This window comes from Paenibacillus sp. W4I10 (genome assembly GCF_030816325.1).
GTDB classification, from domain to species: domain Bacteria; phylum Bacillota; class Bacilli; order Paenibacillales; family Paenibacillaceae; genus Paenibacillus; species Paenibacillus amylolyticus_B.
The window spans coordinates 3,729,676-3,749,770 of record NZ_JAUSXX010000001.1; the positions used below are offsets into that span (position 1 = coordinate 3,729,676).

The following is a 20,095-nucleotide window of genomic DNA, read 5'->3' on the forward strand; positions in this document are numbered from 1 at the left end:
CAAACATTAGTAGTGGCACATGACAGCGTTGTATTTCAAATTCCATTTAAGTTTCAGTCTTATCTTCGACAATCCGATAATGGATTTTGCGAACTATAATTTTCAGAATCATATATAGGGGAATCACGATGATCATACCCAAGATATTTCCCAGGTCAGCACCCACGAGCAAAAGGATAACGGTAGTCAGTGGATGAATATCAAGCTGCTTGCCATAGACATAAGGTGAGATCAGGTTATCCTGAATTTGCTGTGCGATTACAATGATGACCAGGGACCAGATCGCCATCGAAGGTGATTCAATAAACGCAACAATGACAACCGGAATAGCTGCCAGCAAAGCACCCACATAAGGGATGAAGTTCAGAATGATGGATACAACGATCAGCAGCAAAGCATAAGGCAAACCTAAGATGAGAAAACCGATGTACATCAGAATCCCCAAGGCTACATTAACAATAACCCGGCCAACAATATAATTACTTAGTGCTTCATCAATCTCATGGACGGTTTCTTCCCCATCCTTCCGATAATGTCTTGGCAACAATAAGGTTAGATTCGTTCCAAACTTGCTGCCTTCCTTGAGCATGTAATACAACATGATCGGGAACGTTGCCAGAATAATAACCAGATTGGATACCACGGAGAATAACCCGGAGACATAATCGGTTACCTGAGTGATCCCTTGACTCAGAACATCGGATAATCGTGAGAATAGATTGGAATCATCAGGCAGGTATCTGGATACAAAATTGCTCCTTTCAAGTGCATTCAACTGATCGCTGAGTGAAGTGACCAACGCTGGAGCATTCTCCACGAAATTCATCAATTGTTCACGCAGGGAAGGCCATACAAGCACACTAAAACCTGCAAGTATTAGTGCAATTACGACATAAATAATCAGAACTGACAATGCACGTTTGATCTTATGCCTTTCCATATAATCGACGAGCGGGCGCAGCAGATAATAGAAGAAACCAGCAATCAGCAGCGGAATGATGATGATGTGAATCAGTGAGGTCAGCGGGCTGAAAATAAAGTTCACTTTATCCCCCAGATACACGATGAGCAGCAGCAGAATTATCGCTGTGCATATGCGGTAGAACTTGTTATTTATCAAGAAACATGATCCCTCCATGCGCTGCTCTGCCAAAGTGACTGCGGCGTTCATATGTATATCTAGTCATTTACTTATGATACTAAGTACCCTTAAATGACAGTCATGCCACAGGCGATGCTGAATATACACTTTTTTTTTCTTTCCAAAACAGCATTGGAACAAAAAAAAGAAGCAGGCGTTAGCCTGCCACATCTCTTTTGCTGAATACAACCCAGGAAATCACCATGAAAATAACGTAATACACCGCCAGAACTGCAATGGAAAAACCCAGTGTCATTCCTGCACTTGGACCACCCATTAGCGCAAAATCCGCCCCGGAGGTCATGTATTTGCTAAGATCCATGTTGTTGAATAGAACATACTTGGCCCACTCATAACGGACCGGATTAAATATGAGTGAGAAGATACTCTGTGAGAACATAATGAACAGGGATAATCCAATCGCAAGTGCACCTGAACGAAATACGGAAGACACCATAAAGGCAATCGCAAGCGTAATGAACAGATCAACGTACAAATACCCCCATAACGTCAGAGCATTCGTAGCCGGACTACTGCTTCCTCCCGGAGCATCATGCGAGAAAAGGATATAAGACGTTAGCATGGCCATCACGATGACCAGCAATGTACTGAGAATACTGAAGCCAACGACGGTCAGATATTTGGAAGCAAGAACTTTGCTTCGTGACCATGGACGGATCAGCAATAGCTTAATGGTTCCCCAGGTAAATTCGCCCGCGACCGATTCCGCTGCAATCACGACACAGAAGATCGTGTTCAGGAAAAACGTAATCTGGATGGTCGTTACAGCCGCTTCCCAGTACAAAACTTCATTGGACCCCATCCCTTCTCGCAGTAACACTGGCATTAATAGCGAGATCAGCGCCAGAATTGATAACATGATCCAGGTACGGGGACGACGGAAAATTTTCATATTCTCGTTCAATATCAGATTACCAAAACTACCCAATGCCTCCACCCCCAGTGACTTGCAAGAATTGTTCTTCCAGGGTGTGAGTCACGTTACGAATACCGTATACCTGAAACCCTTCGCTAACCAGCTTGGCATTGATATCCGGAATCTGCTCACGAGACACCCGCATCACCAGGACATTGCCCTGTACGACAGCACCCTGAATCAGATCCGCAGCGCGGTCAGCATCATTCAGCTCAAAAGCAACTTCGATTAATGCATCCGAACCGGCTTCAGCCCGAAGGTTTCTTACATCAATCAACTTGCCATTCTGGATGATGGCCACCGTATCACACATCAGCTCCATCTCTGACAACAAATGACTGGATACAAAGACCGTAATGCCTTCCTCTTGGGTGAGCTGACGCAAATAATCTCTCAGTTCCCGTATACCCTGTGGGTCCAAACCATTGGTCGGCTCATCCAGTACAAGCAGCTTCGGTTTATGTAATATCGCTTGCGCGACACCCAGACGCTGGCGCATGCCCAGTGAATAGGTTTTGACCTTATCGTGAATACGGGCCGTAAGCCCCACACGTTCAATCGTTTCCGCAATCCGTTCTTTGGTAACTCCCGGCGACATGCGGGCAAAGTGAACGAGATTCTGGTACCCGGTCAGAAACTTGTACATTTCCGGATTTTCCACAATAGCTCCTACCTGGGCTACCGCCTTCTCAAATTCATTCTTCACACTGTGTCCCGAGATGAAAATGTCACCTTTACTGATGGACATCAGTCCAACCATCATCCGAATCGTTGTTGTTTTCCCCGCGCCATTAGGTCCTAAAAAACCAAAAACCTGCCCCGGAGAAATATCCAGAGTCAGGTCGCTGACCAATGATCGGGAGGATATGATTTTGCTGACGCCCTGAATCCGGACGACCGGCTCCTGCTGCATTCAATCCCCTCCTTCATGGACGAGCACATAACTCATGCCCGTTTCTCATATGAACATAGTGTATCATAATCTTTAGTATATTGTCCCGCAAACTGGGATTTCCCCTGACGTTTCGCTTCAACTACACACGCTTCACAGCATCCAAGCGGCATTTCACTCCGGTAGAATCCGGTGCGAAATACGTGATTGCCTCCATTGCCCTCTTCCTTCATTTCGACAGAGCTTCTAGTGACCGACACAATCATCCCACAACTGACACAGTAAAAGCGGCCCGTTTCGATCAATGATATTCCTTCCCCTCACAAGGAGCTTAGAAGTCCTTGTTATTTGTCGTTAGACGCTGAAAATTGATACATTTTGTATCTATCTCGTAATTTACTTGACACCGGGACTAATGTCAAGGCTTTACAGGCATGAAAACAAGCAAAACGCAAAAAAAGCTCCATAAATGCGACAAAAGTCTCGCATTCATGGAGCTTCATGTTAGGTAAATGATACAATTCGGTTCAATGTATGGGTTAATATCATTATGACGGAGTTCCAATCGTCTCTTTCACAACGATGCCCACGATTCCTGATCAGTCACTATTGTCGATCTGCGAGGTATCCTCATTCTTCTGATTTGGATAATACCAGAGTAAGGTCCACTCATCGCCATCCTCTACCAGATAACAGGTCTGCACAATATCGAATTGGCCAAAGGTACCTGAGTACTTCTGGGTGACCCGAATTCTGTAGGCTTCAGAAAATGGCTTAACGCCATCGATCACGGTTACATCGAACTCGCGCTCCGGCTTTTCCATCTCCAGCTCAAACGTTTCCACGCCAAAATGCTGCATAAATATATGTGCTCTGTTCTGTACGTAAGCACTCTTGGGAAACCGCTCTTTCATCAGGGGATGAAAGAGTTCCCATGAACTGCCGAAGTCACCCGTCTGCTCATATTTGTAAAACTCTTCGGCAACAGCAGCAGCTTCATCCGTTGTATCTGCCTGAAACAAATACGGAATGGTTCTGGCAATCAACCACAGCAATAATACAATGATCGTGATGAACCCGATCTTTTTGAGCAAAGCATTGCGGTTCCTTCTTCGCAGCATGTCCAGTCCTCCTTGTCCTACTCCATACTTATGATGGATGGCAGACAAGTAGAAGTTGAACGATACATCTAATTTCCTGGGAAATCACTCGCTGTGAATGGAAGTACACTTTCCCTTCCTGATCCTTCGGATCATGGACTGAAGTCCTGCATATATGGCAATCCCACAGCAGCCGCCGAGTAAGTCTACTCCAACATCACGTATCGAGCTTGTCCGGTCCGGGCTGAACTGCTGAATATACTCATCAATGGAGGCTATGACAAACACCACAGCCAGAGCAGAAACGATACTGGTCACAAGGGATGTTCTTCTGTACCGTAGCCCGCCGTAAACAAGCACGGCGAGCACAGCGTATACAAATAAGTGCGCACTCTTGCGAAAGACGAACTCTGCAAAATCATACGGCCGCTGCTTCAGCGAATACTCATACTCCCCGTAAGTGAATTGCACATCAGGAAGTGTAAAACCGATGTGCAATTTTTGAGACCATTTATGAAGCCAAGGCTGAATGTCTTGCTGTTGAGAGGATTGCGTGGACATGGACCAGATGACCAGAATCCAGATCACAATCAACAGCAGAGCAATGAGAAATCCGTACGTTCTTCGTACATGCTTTTGTCTCGTGCGTCCGGAGCCCTCCTCCATCATTTTGATCTTCACCACTTTCATATCTCTATCGTTATTCTATTGATCCAACATACATGCCTCTGCCATTTGTACCTACATATACCTGACCATAGATTTGACGGTCTGCCACCATAATTTGCGGTTCATTGCCCAGCCCGATTCCATCACCTAAAGGACCTATATTGTTCCAGGTTGCCCCCATATCATCTGAACGGAAGAATCCATTCACATTATTTACGGTGCCATATACATAGACGGCTGGAACCAATTTGCCTGGCTGAGCCTTTCCAAAGGCAAATAATTTGGAATTCTGTACACCCTGAATCTTGGAAAATGTATTTCCCGAGTTGGTCGATGCATATAGTCCATCAGTTCCCAAACTTACCCATACGGCATTCGCCACACCAGGTGCAGCCTCGACTTTAATGGAACTCGTATTGATATCCGTATTAACAGGAAGGCGAACCGCATTGGCTTTGGACCAGTTGGCACCCGCATCCGTTGAGCGATACAGATAACCAGCAGCATACATATAAAATTTATATCCATTGATGCGATCGGCAGCCAGTGGATGATTATAGGCAAAGACCATATTCCCCCCGATAGCCTGAAAAGGGGCACCGTTCATATTTTGCCAGGTTGCGCCACGATTCGTGCTTCTGACCGGATTACCGGTCTGGGGGTAATAAACAATTACATTCGGATTAATGGCCGAGTAGGCGACCCTCCCCAGTTTGGAGCCAGCCGGAACATTCATTGGAGTTACGGTAACTCCGTTATTGGAAGAGACAAATAATCGTGTGGTCGTACCATACCAGTCGCTGCTTCCCAGAAATATCATGTAATTCGGATTTGCTTCATGATAGTCAATACTTACAATTTCTCGCATACCCGCGAGCGGGATTTTATTGAGAGGAACATCGGATACATTCTCATGTCTAAATCCGATCTGATCTGTTAAACCGCTAAAAAATGAAACACCTTGAGGGGGTGTGGATGCAGTCAGCGCAACGACTTCTTCATGACCATCGGTAATGGCTTCCCAGGTACTCGCAGTACTTCCAGTCAATCCATTTGTACCATTAATGTTGTCTGTCTTGTATACGCCAAACCAGTCTGTAGCATATACGGTGCCCGGGTTATGTGGGTCAAACTTGATACTAGACGTCGCTGAGAAAAACATGTTGGGTGTCCACCATGAAGGTTTGGATACCAACGTTTTGCTCACTGTTGTCCAACTCTGTCCGCCATTAACGGAACGATACAGTGGCAGATTATCTCCGCCTGTTCGAACGGCTGCCAGGATGTGATTATCATTATTGGGATCAATCGTGATTCCATAATAAGATGAGTAACTGGAGCTGGGTGTTATATTCGTCCACTGCACACCATTGTACTTGTAGACGCCTTGATTATCCGTGGTCACATACAACGTCCCGTTCTTCGCCACAGTCATACGTGCAGGATATTCGGGACTTCTCCCGGTAAGTTGCCAGGTGGTCTGCCCATTGCTTCTTGGTGCTTTGCTATACACACCAATACCGCGAACCCCCGCATACACAACTTGACCCTGCTTCGTCACGGGATTCAATCCATAAGCTACACTCCGAATTCCCTCACCGGACAGCCCGCTCGGTACATCCCATACCTTGCTCCACGTTGCTGCACCATCACTGGAAGTGTACAATCCATCATATCGTGTACCCACGTGCAGGTAATTGGAGTTCGTGGGATTAACCGCGATGCTCTCTCCCATGGCTCGATGGATATTTCCATTCGATTCATTCCGAAGATTAAGTCCGGTTCGAATCCAGGTCTCTCCCCGATCTGTGGATTTCAGAATATCGCTCGGCCCCACGTTCCCGTACTTCCCAGCAGCGATATACACGACATTGGGGTTTTGCTGATCCAGCGCAATTCCATCCACGCCGTACAGATTGCTGTCCTCATCTCCAAAATGATCTAGTAGCGGAACCCAATCTCCTGAAGTTACATCCAGGCGGTAAGCTCCTCCAACGTCAGTTCGAGCGTAAACCAGATCAGGCTCAGTCGGATGAATGACCACCCCCGTAACGTACCCCCCGCCACCAATAGGTATATTATTCCACTGATAGTTTTGAGCTGATTGAACATAATTTGTACTTGCTGGTATCATGAGCATATACATTAGTAGCACAATCAGGGACAATTTCATTAGCCTGGAGATACGCATCTGGTTCACCGCCCTATCCGATCATTTTGAATGTTCTTCAATCATCTGATGTACCCTGTCTCGTTCCGACTGATCCACGATATAGTAATACACTCCGTCTATTTTCTTGCCCGTGCCTTTAATCTCAACGGATTCAATATGATCCAGTACCGAACGATATTTGGAGAACATCTGCTTCATCTCATCAAAGGTAACGTCGGTTCTGACATGAGCACTGACTTCGTCCAGCAACGTCTCCAGTTGCAACACGTTGGATACCTGAACCGTATTCTTCAGCACTTGTTTGATGATCTCCCGCTGACGGTCATTCCGCCCGAGATCTCCCTTCGGATCATCATAACGCATCCGCGAAAATCCCAAAGCAGCTTCACCATCCAGATGAATATTCCCTTGCTCGAACCGGTAACCCTCATAGTCAAATGCAAACGGGTTATTCACATTCACTCCACCCACCATGTCGATGACTTGTGCAAAGCCCTCCATATTCACTTTCATGTAGTAATGTATGGGAACATCAAGCAATTGTTCCACCGTTTGCACAGACATGTTAACGCCCCCAAAAGCATAGGCATGGTTGATCTTATCCTCGGTGCCGTGACCAACAATATTCGTTCTGGTATCTCGGGGGATGTTAAACATAAGTGCGGATTGTTTCGCAGGATTAACACTTAATACAATCATGGTGTCGGAGCGCCCCCGATCATTGGAACGTTCATCCACACCCAGGATCAAAGCATTAAAAGGTTCTTCATTCTCCATGTCCACAGGGAAATCTCCCCCACCCCGCTGGTCAACAATAGATACCTGCTTGATGGGTTCCCGGGGTTCATACATTTGATCCGCCGCTGATTTAACATGCGAATACAGATACACAGAATATCCAATCATGACAACTGCAACAAGGGAAATGGCACCTAATGTTATTTTGATCCCGCGTCTCATGTTATGGCCTCCGTTAGATGACTGCCGTTTTTCTACCATCGATATTGGTTAGACCTGGACGACCAACAGAGTAGTATTGGAAGGATGTATCTTTAATCTGATCTTCTCCGTAGATGTTTCTTCCATCGATCAGGATGGGTTGACTCATATGCGCTGCCAAATCAGTCAGATTAACCTCCATGAACTCTTTCCATTCCGTCAGAACACAGAGTGCATCAGCACCTTCCGCCGCTTTCATGGCACGCTCTTCCCACGTAATGGATGGGGAATCCACCTCTTTGCGGAAGTTCTCGGTAGCGATGGGGTCATACGCCCGAATCACTGCCCCCTGCTCAAGCAAACGCTGAATGATCTCAATCGCCGGAGCATCACGAACATCATCGGTATCCGGTTTGAAAGCAAGCCCCCAGATGGCAATCTCCTTCCCTTCGAGTGAGCCTAGTGCGTCTTCCAGTTTACGAATGACGTTGAAGCGTTGATCTTTGTTCACTTCCACCACGGACTTCAGCAGTTTGAAGTCATAATCCACATTACCTGCAATTTGAATCAGAGCCTGTGTGTCCTTAGGGAAACAGGAACCTCCGTAACCAATGCCCGCCTTGAGAAAGGAGGCACCGATTCGTCTGTCATAGCCCATGCCTTCGGCAACGCGGCTGACATCTGCTCCTACTTTCTCACAGATGTTAGAGATTTCGTTGATAAATGAAATCTTGGTTGCCAGGAAAGCATTGGATGCATATTTAATCATTTCGGCCGAACGAATATCCGTAACAATAATCTGATCGGTTAATGGCTGATGCAGCTCTTTCAACGTGGCGACTGCCCGCTCACTATGTGTCCCAATGACTATCCGGTCAGGATAAAGCGTATCCTGTACAGCGGTACCTTCTCGCAGGAACTCCGGTACCGATGCCATGTCGAATGGATGATTCGTCAAACTGCTGATCCATTCCTGAATACGATCGTTCGTTCCGACAGGAACAGTGCTTTTAGTCATTATTATTTTATAATTATCCATATAAGAACCTATTTCTCGCGCGACAAGCTCAATAAAGCTCAGATTAGCTTCGCCATTAGGCAGGGATGGCGTACCCACCGCGATAATGATGATATCCGAACGACTGATAGCATCCTGAATGTTCGTGGTGAAGGACAGCCTTCCTGCTTTCATATTGGCATTCATGATATCCTTCAGACCCGGTTCATAGATCGGAACATGACCGTCCATTAACATATTCACTTTTTCCACATTGTTGTCGACACAGATCACGTTATTTCCCAGTTCCGAAAAACATACGCCCGATACCAAACCCACATACCCTGTGCCAATCACCGTAATATTCATTCCATAATCTCCCCCATGTTCTAATGTGTTGGTTACGCGTGCTTCACATATGTCTGAACAATATCCTGCCATTCGGTAGACACTCTAACGATATCTTCCTCAATCAGCTGGCTGCCGATCTGTACTTCAATGATCTCCAGTTCCGTAACGGCTCTGACGGAATGAAGCATACTCCGGTCAATGATCACCGTATCTCCTTGCCCGATCATTCGGCTCTGCCCATCCAGAATCAATTCCCCTGTTCCCGATACAACCGTCCATACCTCATTGCGAAGCAAATGGTATTGATAACTCAGGTTTTTCCCGGCACTGATGCAGATTCGTTTGGTGAGAACCTCGCCGCCAGCTTCGTTTCTTGTGTAATCCAGAACCCGGTAGCACCCCCACCTACGCTCCTCATACATGGGGCGTTGATCCTCATTCTTCAAGATTTCCTTGATCCGTGGGCTGGCTTCTTTGTCACTGACCAGAATGCCATCCGGACTCACGGCGACCACCACATCCGACAATCCCAATATGGCAACCGGAATGTTCAATTCATTGACCAGGTGCGTATTCAGGGAATCTCCCGTAATCCACCCTTTTCCTACAACCGAGCTTCCCATCTCTTCCGTGAGTGTGTTCCACGTGCCTAGATCTTTCCAGAAACCGTTATACGGAATAGCGATAATCTGATTTGCCTTCTCGACAACCTGGTAATCAAAACTGATCTTGTTTAATCTTCCGTATTGCTTCAGCATTTCGTCATACTGGATCGGCAGTTCCATCTCAATGAGCAGATTGATCAAATAACCCAGCTTAAAAGCAAAAACCCCGCAATTCCATAATGCGGCCTGCTCAATCATGAGGACCGCATCGGATTCGCAGGGTTTCTCCTGGAACTTCGCTACATTCACGTATTCATTGTTATTTTCACTGGAAGATAGGGATTGCGGAATGATGTATCCATACTTCTCTGACGGGTACGTGGGCACAACTCCCATTAAGGCCAGATCAGCACCAGACTTATCAAGCATCTCCGGTAAGGTTGCCAGCACTTCGAAGAATTCTTTTTCAACAAAGGGATCTACAGGCAACACTGCAATTGTCTCATTCAGACTCACACTCTCTACGGAATACAGATAGGAGGCTGCCAGCGCAATCGCAGGAAACGTATCTCTGCGCTCAGGCTCCACAACCAGTCTCACATCGTCTCCCAGCTGAGAAGTCAGAATCTCCACCTGTGGCAAACTGGTCGCGATAAGCGACTCTGATGCAAGTCCGGCATGATTCAGCTGTCGCCATACCCGCTGTACCATGGATTCCGGATTTCCCTCTGGCCCATGAAGAACTTTAAGAAATTGCTTGGATCTGGAATCGTTGGATAACGGCCAGAGACGCTTGCCAGAACCGCCGGATAACAGAATACTTCTCATAGGGCTGCACCATCCGACAACACAACCGTACTTGCTCCCTTGCCGGTCTCGGTTGGTTTGTTATATGTGCTGGTCTGATTGGACTCCAGTCTGCCTGCCGGATTGCTCTTGGTCCAAGCTGCATAATAATTTGAGTTTTTGCCGTATGAATTATCCAGCAGGATGTTCGGTTGATCCAGGAGACAGGCCAGAATATGTCCATGCAGACGGGATGTCGTAATGGTTTGGTATTTATTGAATTCCTTAATGGCCGTATGTACCATCCGATCAGAGTATTTGTACCACAACCAGCGGGCAAAAGAGCTGCCTTTTCCTGACTTTAACCGGGATGTAATCATGCGAATGATCTTCCGGTCTACCCGGTTGTACAATGTCTCCCAGTCTTTAAACGTGGCCTTAGGTCCACTGACGGATTCGTAATGCACCTGATTCTGAGTTTTCTCAATGTCTTTACGGAAGAAATACAACATCTCTGCACTAGGCTTGCTCTTGGACTTAAGAGGCCACAATTGATGCGCCATATCAGGAGACAGATAGACATTTGTTTGTTGAAATTCTTTACTGGCTATCTCATAAGATAAGGTATCCCGGACAAAAAAGTGTACATCCTTATGACGATTGAATACTTGGGCTGTCTTCTTCAATTCAATATCACTCTTGTAAAACATCGTCTGTGGCAGAATGACAATCCGGTGATTCGGATGCTGGGCAATCATGCGCTCTCTCAATTTCTGATGGGCAGGGTACAGATCACCAAAGTTACCTCCCCCGTGCAACACAATCGTGATACCTTCCGGAACCTTGAGGGACAAAGGGCAATCCAGAATGCTGTATCTGGCACGTACATGAATATCATTGTCCCGGAAGAAAGCCTCAGTACCTTTCATAATCAACAAGTCGCCACCGTTACTATGCACCGGGTAATCCAAATAATAGATTTCGGTACGAGGTGGAATGACCTTCAAAATCTGACGTAAATGTCCCTTCAACTCTTCCATTGGATGAATATTGTTAGTGCCCAGCATCTCCATCTCCTCCTTGGGTGACTCTTCTTCTTTTTTTGTTTAACCGTTCATAGAGGAACGGCAAATCTTCTTTGTCATAGAACATGGCGGCAAACTTTACCTTAAATACAATTTTCATGGCGGCCACAGTAACCACCATTCGCACAATGGACCCGATCAATAATGCAATCGCAATTCCGTTGAGCCCCCACAGCGGGGTGAATACAAAGAACAAAGCCACCGTCACCGAGAGTGCAATGAGCTGTCTGATCATCACAAGTCCAGGCCGACCAAGTGCATTAAATGCGGATGCCAGAATCCAGGAGCCACCACCAATGATGCATTCAACAGCCAAAATATAAAATGCAACGCTTGCTTCCAAAAATTCGGAGCCAAACAGAAGACCCATCAGGTAGTTCCCCACAAACATAGTGGGTATTACAATGATCATCATGACCATGAGCGAGATGCGGAAGGCTCTGCCAACTGTTCGAATAATCTGCTCTTGGGGCAATCCGGTCACTTTTGGAAAAACAACATTGCTAATCGCCGTCTGAACGGCATTGTAGATTCGGGATAACGCAAATACGACGGAATACAGTCCAAAATCACGCGGGGTGAGCAAAGCCAAAATAATGATTTTATCAAACTGGGTATACAGCGTTCCTAACAATTCAACGCCATACACCTTGCTGCCATAACCAAAAAGTTTCTTGGCCGAACTCTGGTCCACCCGATCCTTGAACCATCTCAGTCTTAATTCATTACGGTTCGCATAGATAGCCCACGCCACCACTGAGAAGCTGGTTACAAAATAGATCGCAGCCGCGAGCTGAATGCTCAGCATGCCCAGACCCCATAACACAAAAAGCCCGCCTACATTAAACAGGGGGATCATTAACCGGATACCATTATATACAGCGAATTTCTCCCGACTCTGCGAGAGGGCTGATATGAGATTGATGACAATAAGTACAGGAACGGTAGCAATCGTATACCATCTGGATATCTGCACGACCTCCGGCGGAAAGCTGGAGAGCCAGAAAGGTAACCCAAACCAGGCCACAATACCAATGATGATGCACACCGGAACTTGAAAAAGAAAGCTTAACCGAACATACTGTGCACTCTTCTCGGTTGCGCTCTGTTTGATGTTATAAATGATAGAAGTTGGTAGTCCAAATCCGACCAAACCGGTTAAGAGCGCTGGCCAGAACAGGATGGCCGAGAATGCACCCTTTCCCTCCACACCGAACATACGTGACGTCAAAATGGAAGACAACATCGTCAGTGTCATGACCAGCAGATTGGTTCCACTTGTCTGAAATATGGCACTCATTAAGCCGTTTCCTCTGAATACTTTGCGAAGTGCAACTTGCGCCATAGCGATCCTCATCCCTTACTGTTTTGACGAAGCGACCCAACAATCATGCCGTTTCGGTAACATACTTTGGCAAGCTGACGTGTGAACCGATCTGCATTATAAATGTAGATCAGTGAGGTTGTGATCCCCTGTGCAAGCTTGATACCATGTTTGGCCGTACGCACAACACCACGATCCTGATCACGAATGGCATCACTCACACCTTGCCAATAGATTCGGCGCAGAAACCAGTTCTTTGTCGTTCGCTCTTTGGCTACTTTATGTTGTACCGCGCCATACGGCGTGTAATATACCTTGAACTTTGTCCGTATTCTTGCAATCAACTCACTCTCTTCACTGGAGAGAAGATTATTCCCCACTCTTCCAAGGTCCTCACGGAAGGGAGCCAGTTGATCAAAGACAGATAAACGAAAAGCCACATTTGCACCAAATGGAATATAAGGACTTTTCATTTCAGTGACTTCATCTGCAAAATCCAGAATGGTGAATAGCGACCTGTTCTCCGGTGGAATCCACATTGGCTCAGGCACTTCCCAGATCGGGTCAATCTTGCCTCCGACACAACCGATGTTTTCATTCATCTCAAACACGCTAACGATCTGGCGAATCCAATCCCTGCAAGCAAAGGCATCATCGTCAAGGAACAGGATATACTCGCCGCGCGCCTCGTGAATGGCCCGGTTACGGGCTACAGACAAACCTTGCTTTTCTTCCAACACATAACGGATCGAATGGTTTTCATGCTGCAAGATGGTTTGGAGCACGATTTCCCGTGTGTTGTCTTTCGAATTGTTATCAATGAGTATGATCTCATAGTCGCTGCTTGCGTAATTCTGTTGTATTGCACTTCGTATGGCCTCTACCGCATCATGTGCACGGTTATACGTACAGATCGCGACGGTTACCTTCATCATTTCATCCCCATATTTTTCAATTAGGTCCACCCGTTCATCTGCACTAACTGGAGTACAGGGTAAGTGTCCTTTGGGCAATCACTGGCCAATCCAGCCGCTCCAACGCTTTGACAAAACCACTGCCTTCCTGAAACTCCGATTGTTTTAATCGGATCATATTCATCGCTTTAAGCAATCCATCCGGATCCGAAGGTTCGTAGAGGACCGCACAATCTTCGGGCAGGTATTCCTCCAATAAGCCAATCCGTGGTGCCACCACCGGTTTACAGAAGGTCAATGCCAGAATCGCACTACCGGAAGTTGCAATTTGCTTGTATGGGAGAATGATCGAATCGACTGCATCGAAATAGTCCGAATATTCATCATCTTCGATGAAATGAAAATGGGTATGAATATGTCCACTCTTGAGAAATTCATCTCCAAGGTCATAATCCTTTACCTTTTTGCCAGCAATCAACAGATGGGCTTGTTCGGAATCCAGATCCTTGAATGCCTCCAGCAAATCATCCACGCCTTTGTAAGGCGACACCTGACCGAAGAAAGCATACACATAACTATCCTCCGGGATGCCAAACCGGGAGCGGATATTCACGCCTTTCCCCTGATACACTCCCTTGTAATGTCCATGCGGTATAACCTCGATCCGGCTGGAATCAATCCCAAACGTCGAACAGATCTCAGAGATCAAGGGTTTACCCATGACAATCAGCTTGGAGCAATTTTGGACCAGTATTTTTCTCATCCAATAATCGAACCGCGTCTTGCCGCTGTTGTGTGGCCAGATGTTGTGCACCGTCCAGAACAATTTGGCCCCTCGCAAGCGTGCAAAACAAATCATCAATACATACAGAATGGACTTGATCACGGTTGTCAGCACGGAAGAACCTCTGTAATAGAAGCTGGGCCAATGAAAATGCAGCACATCATTTTTTTTCAGTTTGATTAGATCTCTTTTGGTAAACTGTTTCACTTCCCATCCCTTGTTCTCAATGGAATCGGATAACAGCTCATTGAATTTATTGTTCTCAATCATCTTGGGCAGCATATACACCGTCGGATTTTCCATCCAGACACCTCTTACTTTAGTTTCATTCGCACAGGTTCCTCTGTATACGTTCCAACTGCGCGCCTTGCATGAAATCTCATTAAAAATCCTTGCATCATAATTTTGGTATTACGCTTGAGCAGCACCCAATCTTTCCACCAGGGATACAGCGACAGTGCTTTTTTCAAATAAACGTTATTGCGCAGAGTATTTCTCGACCATTCGAGCATTCGATAATGATGTAATTGGCGGCGTTTCTGTTCCTTGGACATATCGTTGTAGTATTTCAAAATAATCTTGCGTTGGCCTTTGTACTTGGCCGTTGTGGAGGTTGAAATGCGCGGCCCGCTATGGATATTGATATCCACGAGCGGTTCTTTCACATTTACGGCGATGTAGCCTCGTTTCAATATGCGCAGATAAAAGTCATAATCCTGAGCGGATGTCAGATTTTCATCGAATCGAACTTCACGGGCAAGCGAGGTAAGTACCATGATTTTGGACGTTTCCCCGATCCAGTTGAATGTAAGCAGATCCTCATACCGCACAACATCACGAGGCTCCACCGACAATTTCCGTTTGACCACCTGATGCTGCTCATTCGTGTATGCGAGATACTTGCTGCAAAAAGTGAATGATTCCTGGGTTCGTTCCAGCACTTCCGCCTGAGTTTTTATTTTGTCAGGCATCCATTCATCATCATCATCCAGGAAGGCAATGTACTTGCCATTGGCTTGGGATATCCCTACATTCCGTGCATGGTTGGCTCCTTTGGGATATGGAACCCGGATGTACCGAATCCGTGAATCGTCCCGGGCCCAAGCCTGACAGATCTCTGGCGTCTGATCTTCTGATCCATCATCCACAATGAAAATTTCCAGATACGGATGTGTTTGCTCTCGTACACTTCTCAACGCATTTTTCAATAAATCGGCCCGGTTATGGGTCGTAATGATGCAAGATACCAAGGGGTTCATTTCATCACCTTTTCCTGTTCACTAGGATACCTTCACTTGAAGTGCATCATATATTCCTGATAATCTGCCTACGAGAAGATTCATATCGAACTTATCCGATATAATCTCTCTGTTATGCGAACCCATTCTTGCTCTAACCTCTTCATCCGTGATGAGGTATTCCAGCGCTGATGTCAGCCCGTGCACATCTCCCGGCTCGATTAACAGCCCATTATGACCGGATGTAATCACTTCGGGGATGCCTCCGACGGTGGTCGATATAATGGGCAAGCCACAATTCATTGCTTCAAGTATGGCCATAGGTAATCCCTCATGATAAGAAGGCAGGACCAGTAGATCCGCTTCCCGCATCAGCTTTTCCTTTTGCTCTCCGTTAATCCAGCCGAGTACATTGACACGATCCTCTATTCCATACTGCTGCACGATTGCTTTGACTTCTTCGACTTCACCATCCCCTGCCAGATTGAAGGTAGCTGTAACGCCTAGCGCCTTCAATTGCTGAATGGACTGAAGCAGATCGTAGACTCCTTTTCGCTCACCGAGTCTGCCCATGAAGAGAGCATTAACGGCTGCTTGTTGTTCTCTCACAAACGGTTCTTTGACAAAGACCCCGTTATAAAGAACCTCAATCGCTGTCTCCGGCACAATCGTAGCAAAGTATTCTTTCCACGTCTGGGACAAGACAATCAACTTATCTGCCTGATTCAGAATGTAGTGACAATACTTGCGCTGCAGAGCGAATTGATTGTAGAAATCAGCAAAGCTGGCCGCATGAATATGCAGAATGACTGACTTTCGAAACAACTTTCGTGCCGTTAGCAGAAATAGAGACTTCCGATAAAAGCTCCCGTTGTTCGCCATATGAATATGCACGATATCCGGCTTAAACGTGTACAGTTTCATCCAGAATTGAATGAATCCCCGTATAAAAATAAGCAGCCGTGAGAACACGCTGCCCGTGATATACGTTTCGACCCGCTGCATGGCGTACATTTCCGAGATGGAGGAATCCTCAATGTTTTTGATGACACTCACAATTCCGCCCATATCCTTCAAGGATGATCCAACAACCAATACTTTTGGTTTCATGATAGACTCCTTTTTTTCATGGTTAATCTTCAGACCACTTACAGACTATTCACGTAATTTTTAATGGATGAGATCAGATCAGACTGTTTTCTCACATAGGGCTGGAACGTCAGCTCCTCTATGCAAGGAACCAACTTTTGCAATTCAGCCCGACTCTCCGCGACGGCCACATAGCCGTTTTCCTGAAAAACCTTGGAGATTTCAAGCTGATGGTCATCCACATGCTCGCCCCATTCTTTCCGGCGTGGAATGACAATAACGGGCTTGCCGCGTTCAAGACAATTTGTAATGGAGCCAACACCCGCATGAGAAATAATGCATCTGCTGCGTTCCACATATTCATTCATCTCTTCCTGGGCGAGGAAAGGAATCACAGTGAAATTTCGCGGCTGATACTCGGTATATCCAGATTGGGCAACAACCTCTTCTTCAATAATTCCTGCCTCAATCGCCTCATCAATAAGCTCAAACATCCGATTGAAGGGAAACCGCTGGGTTCCAACGATAGCAAATATCAAAATAAAGCCCCCCTGTATTTTGCATTGGGATAGCTATCCTGCAACGTTTCCCATTGGATGAAGAACTCATCCGAGATTTTGTACATCAATCTCCCGGTTGCGCTGGAGGAATAGATTTTGGCATAACTTTCGATATAAATCAGCTTGGCACCGAAGATTTTACCGATAAGGCAAAAAGGGTAGGTAGCACCGGCCCCTGTTGTAATGATCACCTTTGGACGCTCACGCAGATATAGAAAGAACGACTTGATAATATTAGCCACAAAGATTAGCAAGAACATCGCATTTTTACGCTCTTGCTGCATTAAGAAGTATACTTTGCCCTGTGCAGAATCTACTTTTCTGCTTTTATTCTTCTCGGTAATCAGGAAATAATCATGTTCTTCAACCGCAGGAATAATTTTGGTTAATTCATCAAAATGACCGCCTGTAGAACTGATCAAACAGACCTTCATGTTCTAATCTCCTTTGAAAAGGATACGTCCTTGGCTCGCTGTATCTGTATATCCACTTCTGCTTCAGCCCCTGACTTGGAATGAACTCCATTTCCCGTAGCATATAACGCGTTCAGGAAGATACAGAATGGAGCAATCAGATGAACCGTGGACAGGGTATTGTCAAAAAAGGAATAGGTCAGGAAACCGATAATCATACCGGCAAAATACAACCGGATCATGCCGCCCAATCGGAAGTAAACAGCCCGAAACACCAGCAGCAGCGATAGAAACAACAGGATGGCTCCAACTAACCCGCCATCGTAATAAAAACGAATGTATTCATTATGAGGAACAACGAATCCAGAAAAAATACTTCCATCATTTGCTACGAGAGTTGAGCCGAGTCCACGTCCAAATATCGGATACTCATTTGCTTTGCCAATAAAATAATTCCAGGCTACATCCCTTCCCGACAGCCCTTTGCTCTCTGACCTCATCTCATAATTGTCCCACTGCGCAATCACCATATAGGCCACAGCGACAACGAACAGAATGAGAGGAATAATGGCACTGACTCTGCCTTTGATGAAGGCTTTCAGTTGATCAAAAAGATAGACCAGAATAATCGGAATAAGCGCAATAAGTGGCCCCCTTGTTCCCGTCTGGACCAGAATGACCAGATGTGTCAAGGTAAGCATGTAATACAGAACAACCTGATGGCCTTGCTTGATCTGAATCAGACAGACACAGATCGAGATAAAACACAACATGGCCAGATGCGCGGCGATGTTAGCTCCCTGTAACCGGGTTACACCCGACATCTCCAGGTTAGTAATGGACAATATGCCGACGAGTTGCAGAATATAACCACCAGCCAGACTGAACAGCGGCAACCATGCGAGTACACGTATAATTCGTTGACTGATTTCTCTTGAAAAATGGGGCATCAGCAACAAAAAAGGAACAATGACTCCCAGAAAGGCCTTGAATGGATCGAGCGGACTAACCTTACTGGGCAGATCCGATAGAAAATAACTCTCCACAAATAAAAAACCAATCGCCAGTGCAGGATATATCAGATCTTTGCGAATACCAAAGCGTAAAAAAAGAGAGACGACAAAACCCAGAATCGCCAGCTTGTAGAAGGACAGCGAATCCAGTCCTGCCAGATGAATGCTAAATATTTTGTCAATGGACAATGAAAAACTTACGATGAGAATCATAAAAATCCAGCTGGGCTGTTTAATATAAACGCCCAGCAGAATCACAGCTATGAGTGCAACAACCGAGACTAGCGGAAGATAGATTGCTGCGAAGACAATTACCAGCGAAAAAAGAATGATATTAAACGACTTCATATTTAATGCAGCAAGTATACCGGTCTTTTGCATATCTGCTATGCCACCTCAAAGCCAGAATCGTGTTTCAAAACGCATCCTTCGAACCTACCAGCACCTTGAACGTTCTGAAGATAATTTTGATATCCACCATCATGCTGCGCTCACGGGCATATGTCAGATCCAGCTCCACCATTTCCTCAAAACCAACACTATTTCGACCGCTGACTTGCCATAATCCCGTACATCCCGGGATCATCTGAAGGCGTTGTCTGTCATAGGAAGTGTAGTTCTTCACTTCTCTGGGCAGAGCCGGTCTGGGTCCAACGAGACTCATCTCTCCTCTGAACACGTTCCACAACTGTGGCAGCTCATCCAGACTGGTTTTCCGAATGAACTTTCCAATCCGGGTAATACGGGGATCATTTTTCATTTTGAACATATCTCCCGTTCACTTCATTCTGATCAATCAGCTGTTCCAGCAGATCTTCTGCATTCGCAACCATGGACCTGAATTTGTACATGTGAAACTCTTTTCCATTCTGTCCGACCCGTACCTGACGAAAAAAAACAGACCCCTGCGGGGCCTCGATTTTGATGAGTAATCCGATGACCGCAAACAAGGGGCACAAAATGATCAAACCTATGAAAGAACCCAGCAAATCGAGCATTCTTTTCATAAATAGATACACTTTATCCGCATTTTGTCCTGACATCGTTGATGCATTGTACCCCAGACTTGGGTCCATAACAATCTC

General features: G+C 46.0%; 19 protein-coding genes and 1 pseudogene. All 20 read right to left on the reverse strand.

From position 1 onward, the window contains the following. Positions 1-46: 46 nt before the first annotated feature. The 20 genes and pseudogenes from QF049_RS16890 to QF049_RS16985 all read right to left on the reverse strand — a co-directional run bounded on the left by QF049_RS16890 (position 47) and on the right by QF049_RS16985 (position 20,086). Positions 47-1,120, reverse strand: coding sequence for an AI-2E family transporter (locus tag QF049_RS16890; RefSeq protein ID WP_307539051.1), 1,074 nt, complete (start codon positions 1,118-1,120; stop codon positions 47-49). A gap of 178 nt (positions 1,121-1,298) precedes the next feature. Further along, a complete protein-coding gene (locus tag QF049_RS16895; RefSeq protein WP_307539053.1) occupies positions 1,299-2,090 on the reverse strand; it encodes an ABC transporter permease in 792 nt (263 codons plus the stop codon). After that, positions 2,083-2,991, reverse strand: a complete 909-nt coding sequence (locus QF049_RS16900; RefSeq protein WP_047841976.1) for an ABC transporter ATP-binding protein — start codon at positions 2,989-2,991, stop codon at positions 2,083-2,085. The genes QF049_RS16895 and QF049_RS16900 overlap by 8 nt, the downstream gene beginning before the upstream one ends. A gap of 32 nt (positions 2,992-3,023) precedes the next feature. Continuing rightward, positions 3,024-3,275 carry a hypothetical protein gene (locus QF049_RS16905; protein WP_143760279.1) on the reverse strand — a complete coding sequence of 84 codons (252 nt, stop codon included), beginning with the start codon at positions 3,273-3,275 and terminating at the stop codon, positions 3,024-3,026. A 294-nt stretch (positions 3,276-3,569) separates the two neighbouring features. Further along, positions 3,570-4,091, reverse strand: a complete 522-nt coding sequence (locus tag QF049_RS16910; RefSeq protein ID WP_307539056.1) for a hypothetical protein — start codon at positions 4,089-4,091, stop codon at positions 3,570-3,572. Positions 4,092-4,175: 84 nt separating this feature from the next. Further along, a complete protein-coding gene (locus QF049_RS16915) occupies positions 4,176-4,739 on the reverse strand; it encodes a VanZ family protein (protein ID WP_307539058.1) in 564 nt (187 codons plus the stop codon). A gap of 31 nt (positions 4,740-4,770) precedes the next feature. Beyond that, on the reverse strand, positions 4,771-6,930 hold the full coding sequence (locus QF049_RS16920) for a WD40/YVTN/BNR-like repeat-containing protein (RefSeq protein ID WP_307539059.1): 2,160 nt from the start codon (positions 6,928-6,930) through the stop codon (positions 4,771-4,773). A 21-nt stretch (positions 6,931-6,951) separates the two neighbouring features. Further along, positions 6,952-7,872 (reverse strand): LCP family glycopolymer transferase, encoded by a 921-nt coding sequence (locus QF049_RS16925; RefSeq protein WP_307539061.1) that lies wholly within the window; start codon positions 7,870-7,872, stop codon positions 6,952-6,954. Between the two features lie 13 nt (positions 7,873-7,885). Beyond that, the gene (locus tag QF049_RS16930) at positions 7,886-9,217 is read right to left on the reverse strand and encodes a UDP-glucose dehydrogenase family protein (protein WP_307539063.1); all 1,332 of its coding nucleotides are present in this window, start codon (positions 9,215-9,217) and stop codon (positions 7,886-7,888) included. Positions 9,218-9,249: 32 nt separating this feature from the next. After that, the gene (locus QF049_RS16935) at positions 9,250-10,632 is read right to left on the reverse strand and encodes a sugar phosphate nucleotidyltransferase (protein ID WP_307539065.1); all 1,383 of its coding nucleotides are present in this window, start codon (positions 10,630-10,632) and stop codon (positions 9,250-9,252) included. After that, positions 10,629-11,657, reverse strand: coding sequence for a polysaccharide pyruvyl transferase family protein (locus QF049_RS16940; protein WP_307539067.1), 1,029 nt, complete (start codon positions 11,655-11,657; stop codon positions 10,629-10,631). Before QF049_RS16940 ends, QF049_RS16935 begins: the two co-directional genes overlap by 4 nt. Then, the gene (locus QF049_RS16945) at positions 11,644-13,020 is read right to left on the reverse strand and encodes a lipopolysaccharide biosynthesis protein (protein ID WP_062833046.1); all 1,377 of its coding nucleotides are present in this window, start codon (positions 13,018-13,020) and stop codon (positions 11,644-11,646) included. Before QF049_RS16945 ends, QF049_RS16940 begins: the two co-directional genes overlap by 14 nt. Positions 13,021-13,028: 8 nt before the next feature. Next, positions 13,029-13,934, reverse strand: a complete 906-nt coding sequence (locus tag QF049_RS16950; RefSeq protein ID WP_307539070.1) for a glycosyltransferase — start codon at positions 13,932-13,934, stop codon at positions 13,029-13,031. Between the two features lie 43 nt (positions 13,935-13,977). After that, the gene (locus QF049_RS16955) at positions 13,978-15,000 is read right to left on the reverse strand and encodes a glycosyltransferase (protein WP_076209611.1); all 1,023 of its coding nucleotides are present in this window, start codon (positions 14,998-15,000) and stop codon (positions 13,978-13,980) included. An 11-nt stretch (positions 15,001-15,011) separates the two neighbouring features. Continuing rightward, a complete protein-coding gene (locus QF049_RS16960; protein ID WP_307539072.1) occupies positions 15,012-15,956 on the reverse strand; it encodes a glycosyltransferase family 2 protein in 945 nt (314 codons plus the stop codon). A gap of 21 nt (positions 15,957-15,977) precedes the next feature. Then, positions 15,978-17,045, reverse strand: coding sequence for a glycosyltransferase family 4 protein (locus QF049_RS16965; protein ID WP_307539074.1), 1,068 nt, complete (start codon positions 17,043-17,045; stop codon positions 15,978-15,980). Positions 17,046-17,083: 38 nt separating this feature from the next. Continuing rightward, positions 17,084-17,563: a PssE/Cps14G family polysaccharide biosynthesis glycosyltransferase gene (gene pssE, locus QF049_RS16970; RefSeq protein WP_307539076.1), complete on the reverse strand. Its 480-nt coding sequence runs from the start codon at positions 17,561-17,563 to the stop codon at positions 17,084-17,086. Continuing rightward, a complete protein-coding gene (pssD, locus tag QF049_RS16975) occupies positions 17,560-18,018 on the reverse strand; it encodes a PssD/Cps14F family polysaccharide biosynthesis glycosyltransferase (RefSeq protein WP_036611329.1) in 459 nt (152 codons plus the stop codon). Before pssD ends, pssE begins: the two co-directional genes overlap by 4 nt. Next, positions 18,015-19,391 (reverse strand): O-antigen ligase family protein, encoded by a 1,377-nt coding sequence (locus tag QF049_RS16980; RefSeq protein WP_307539078.1) that lies wholly within the window; start codon positions 19,389-19,391, stop codon positions 18,015-18,017. The genes pssD and QF049_RS16980 overlap by 4 nt, the downstream gene beginning before the upstream one ends. A 34-nt stretch (positions 19,392-19,425) precedes the next feature. Continuing rightward, positions 19,426-20,086, reverse strand: a pseudogene (locus tag QF049_RS16985) (sugar transferase). Positions 20,087-20,095 lie beyond the last annotated feature (9 nt).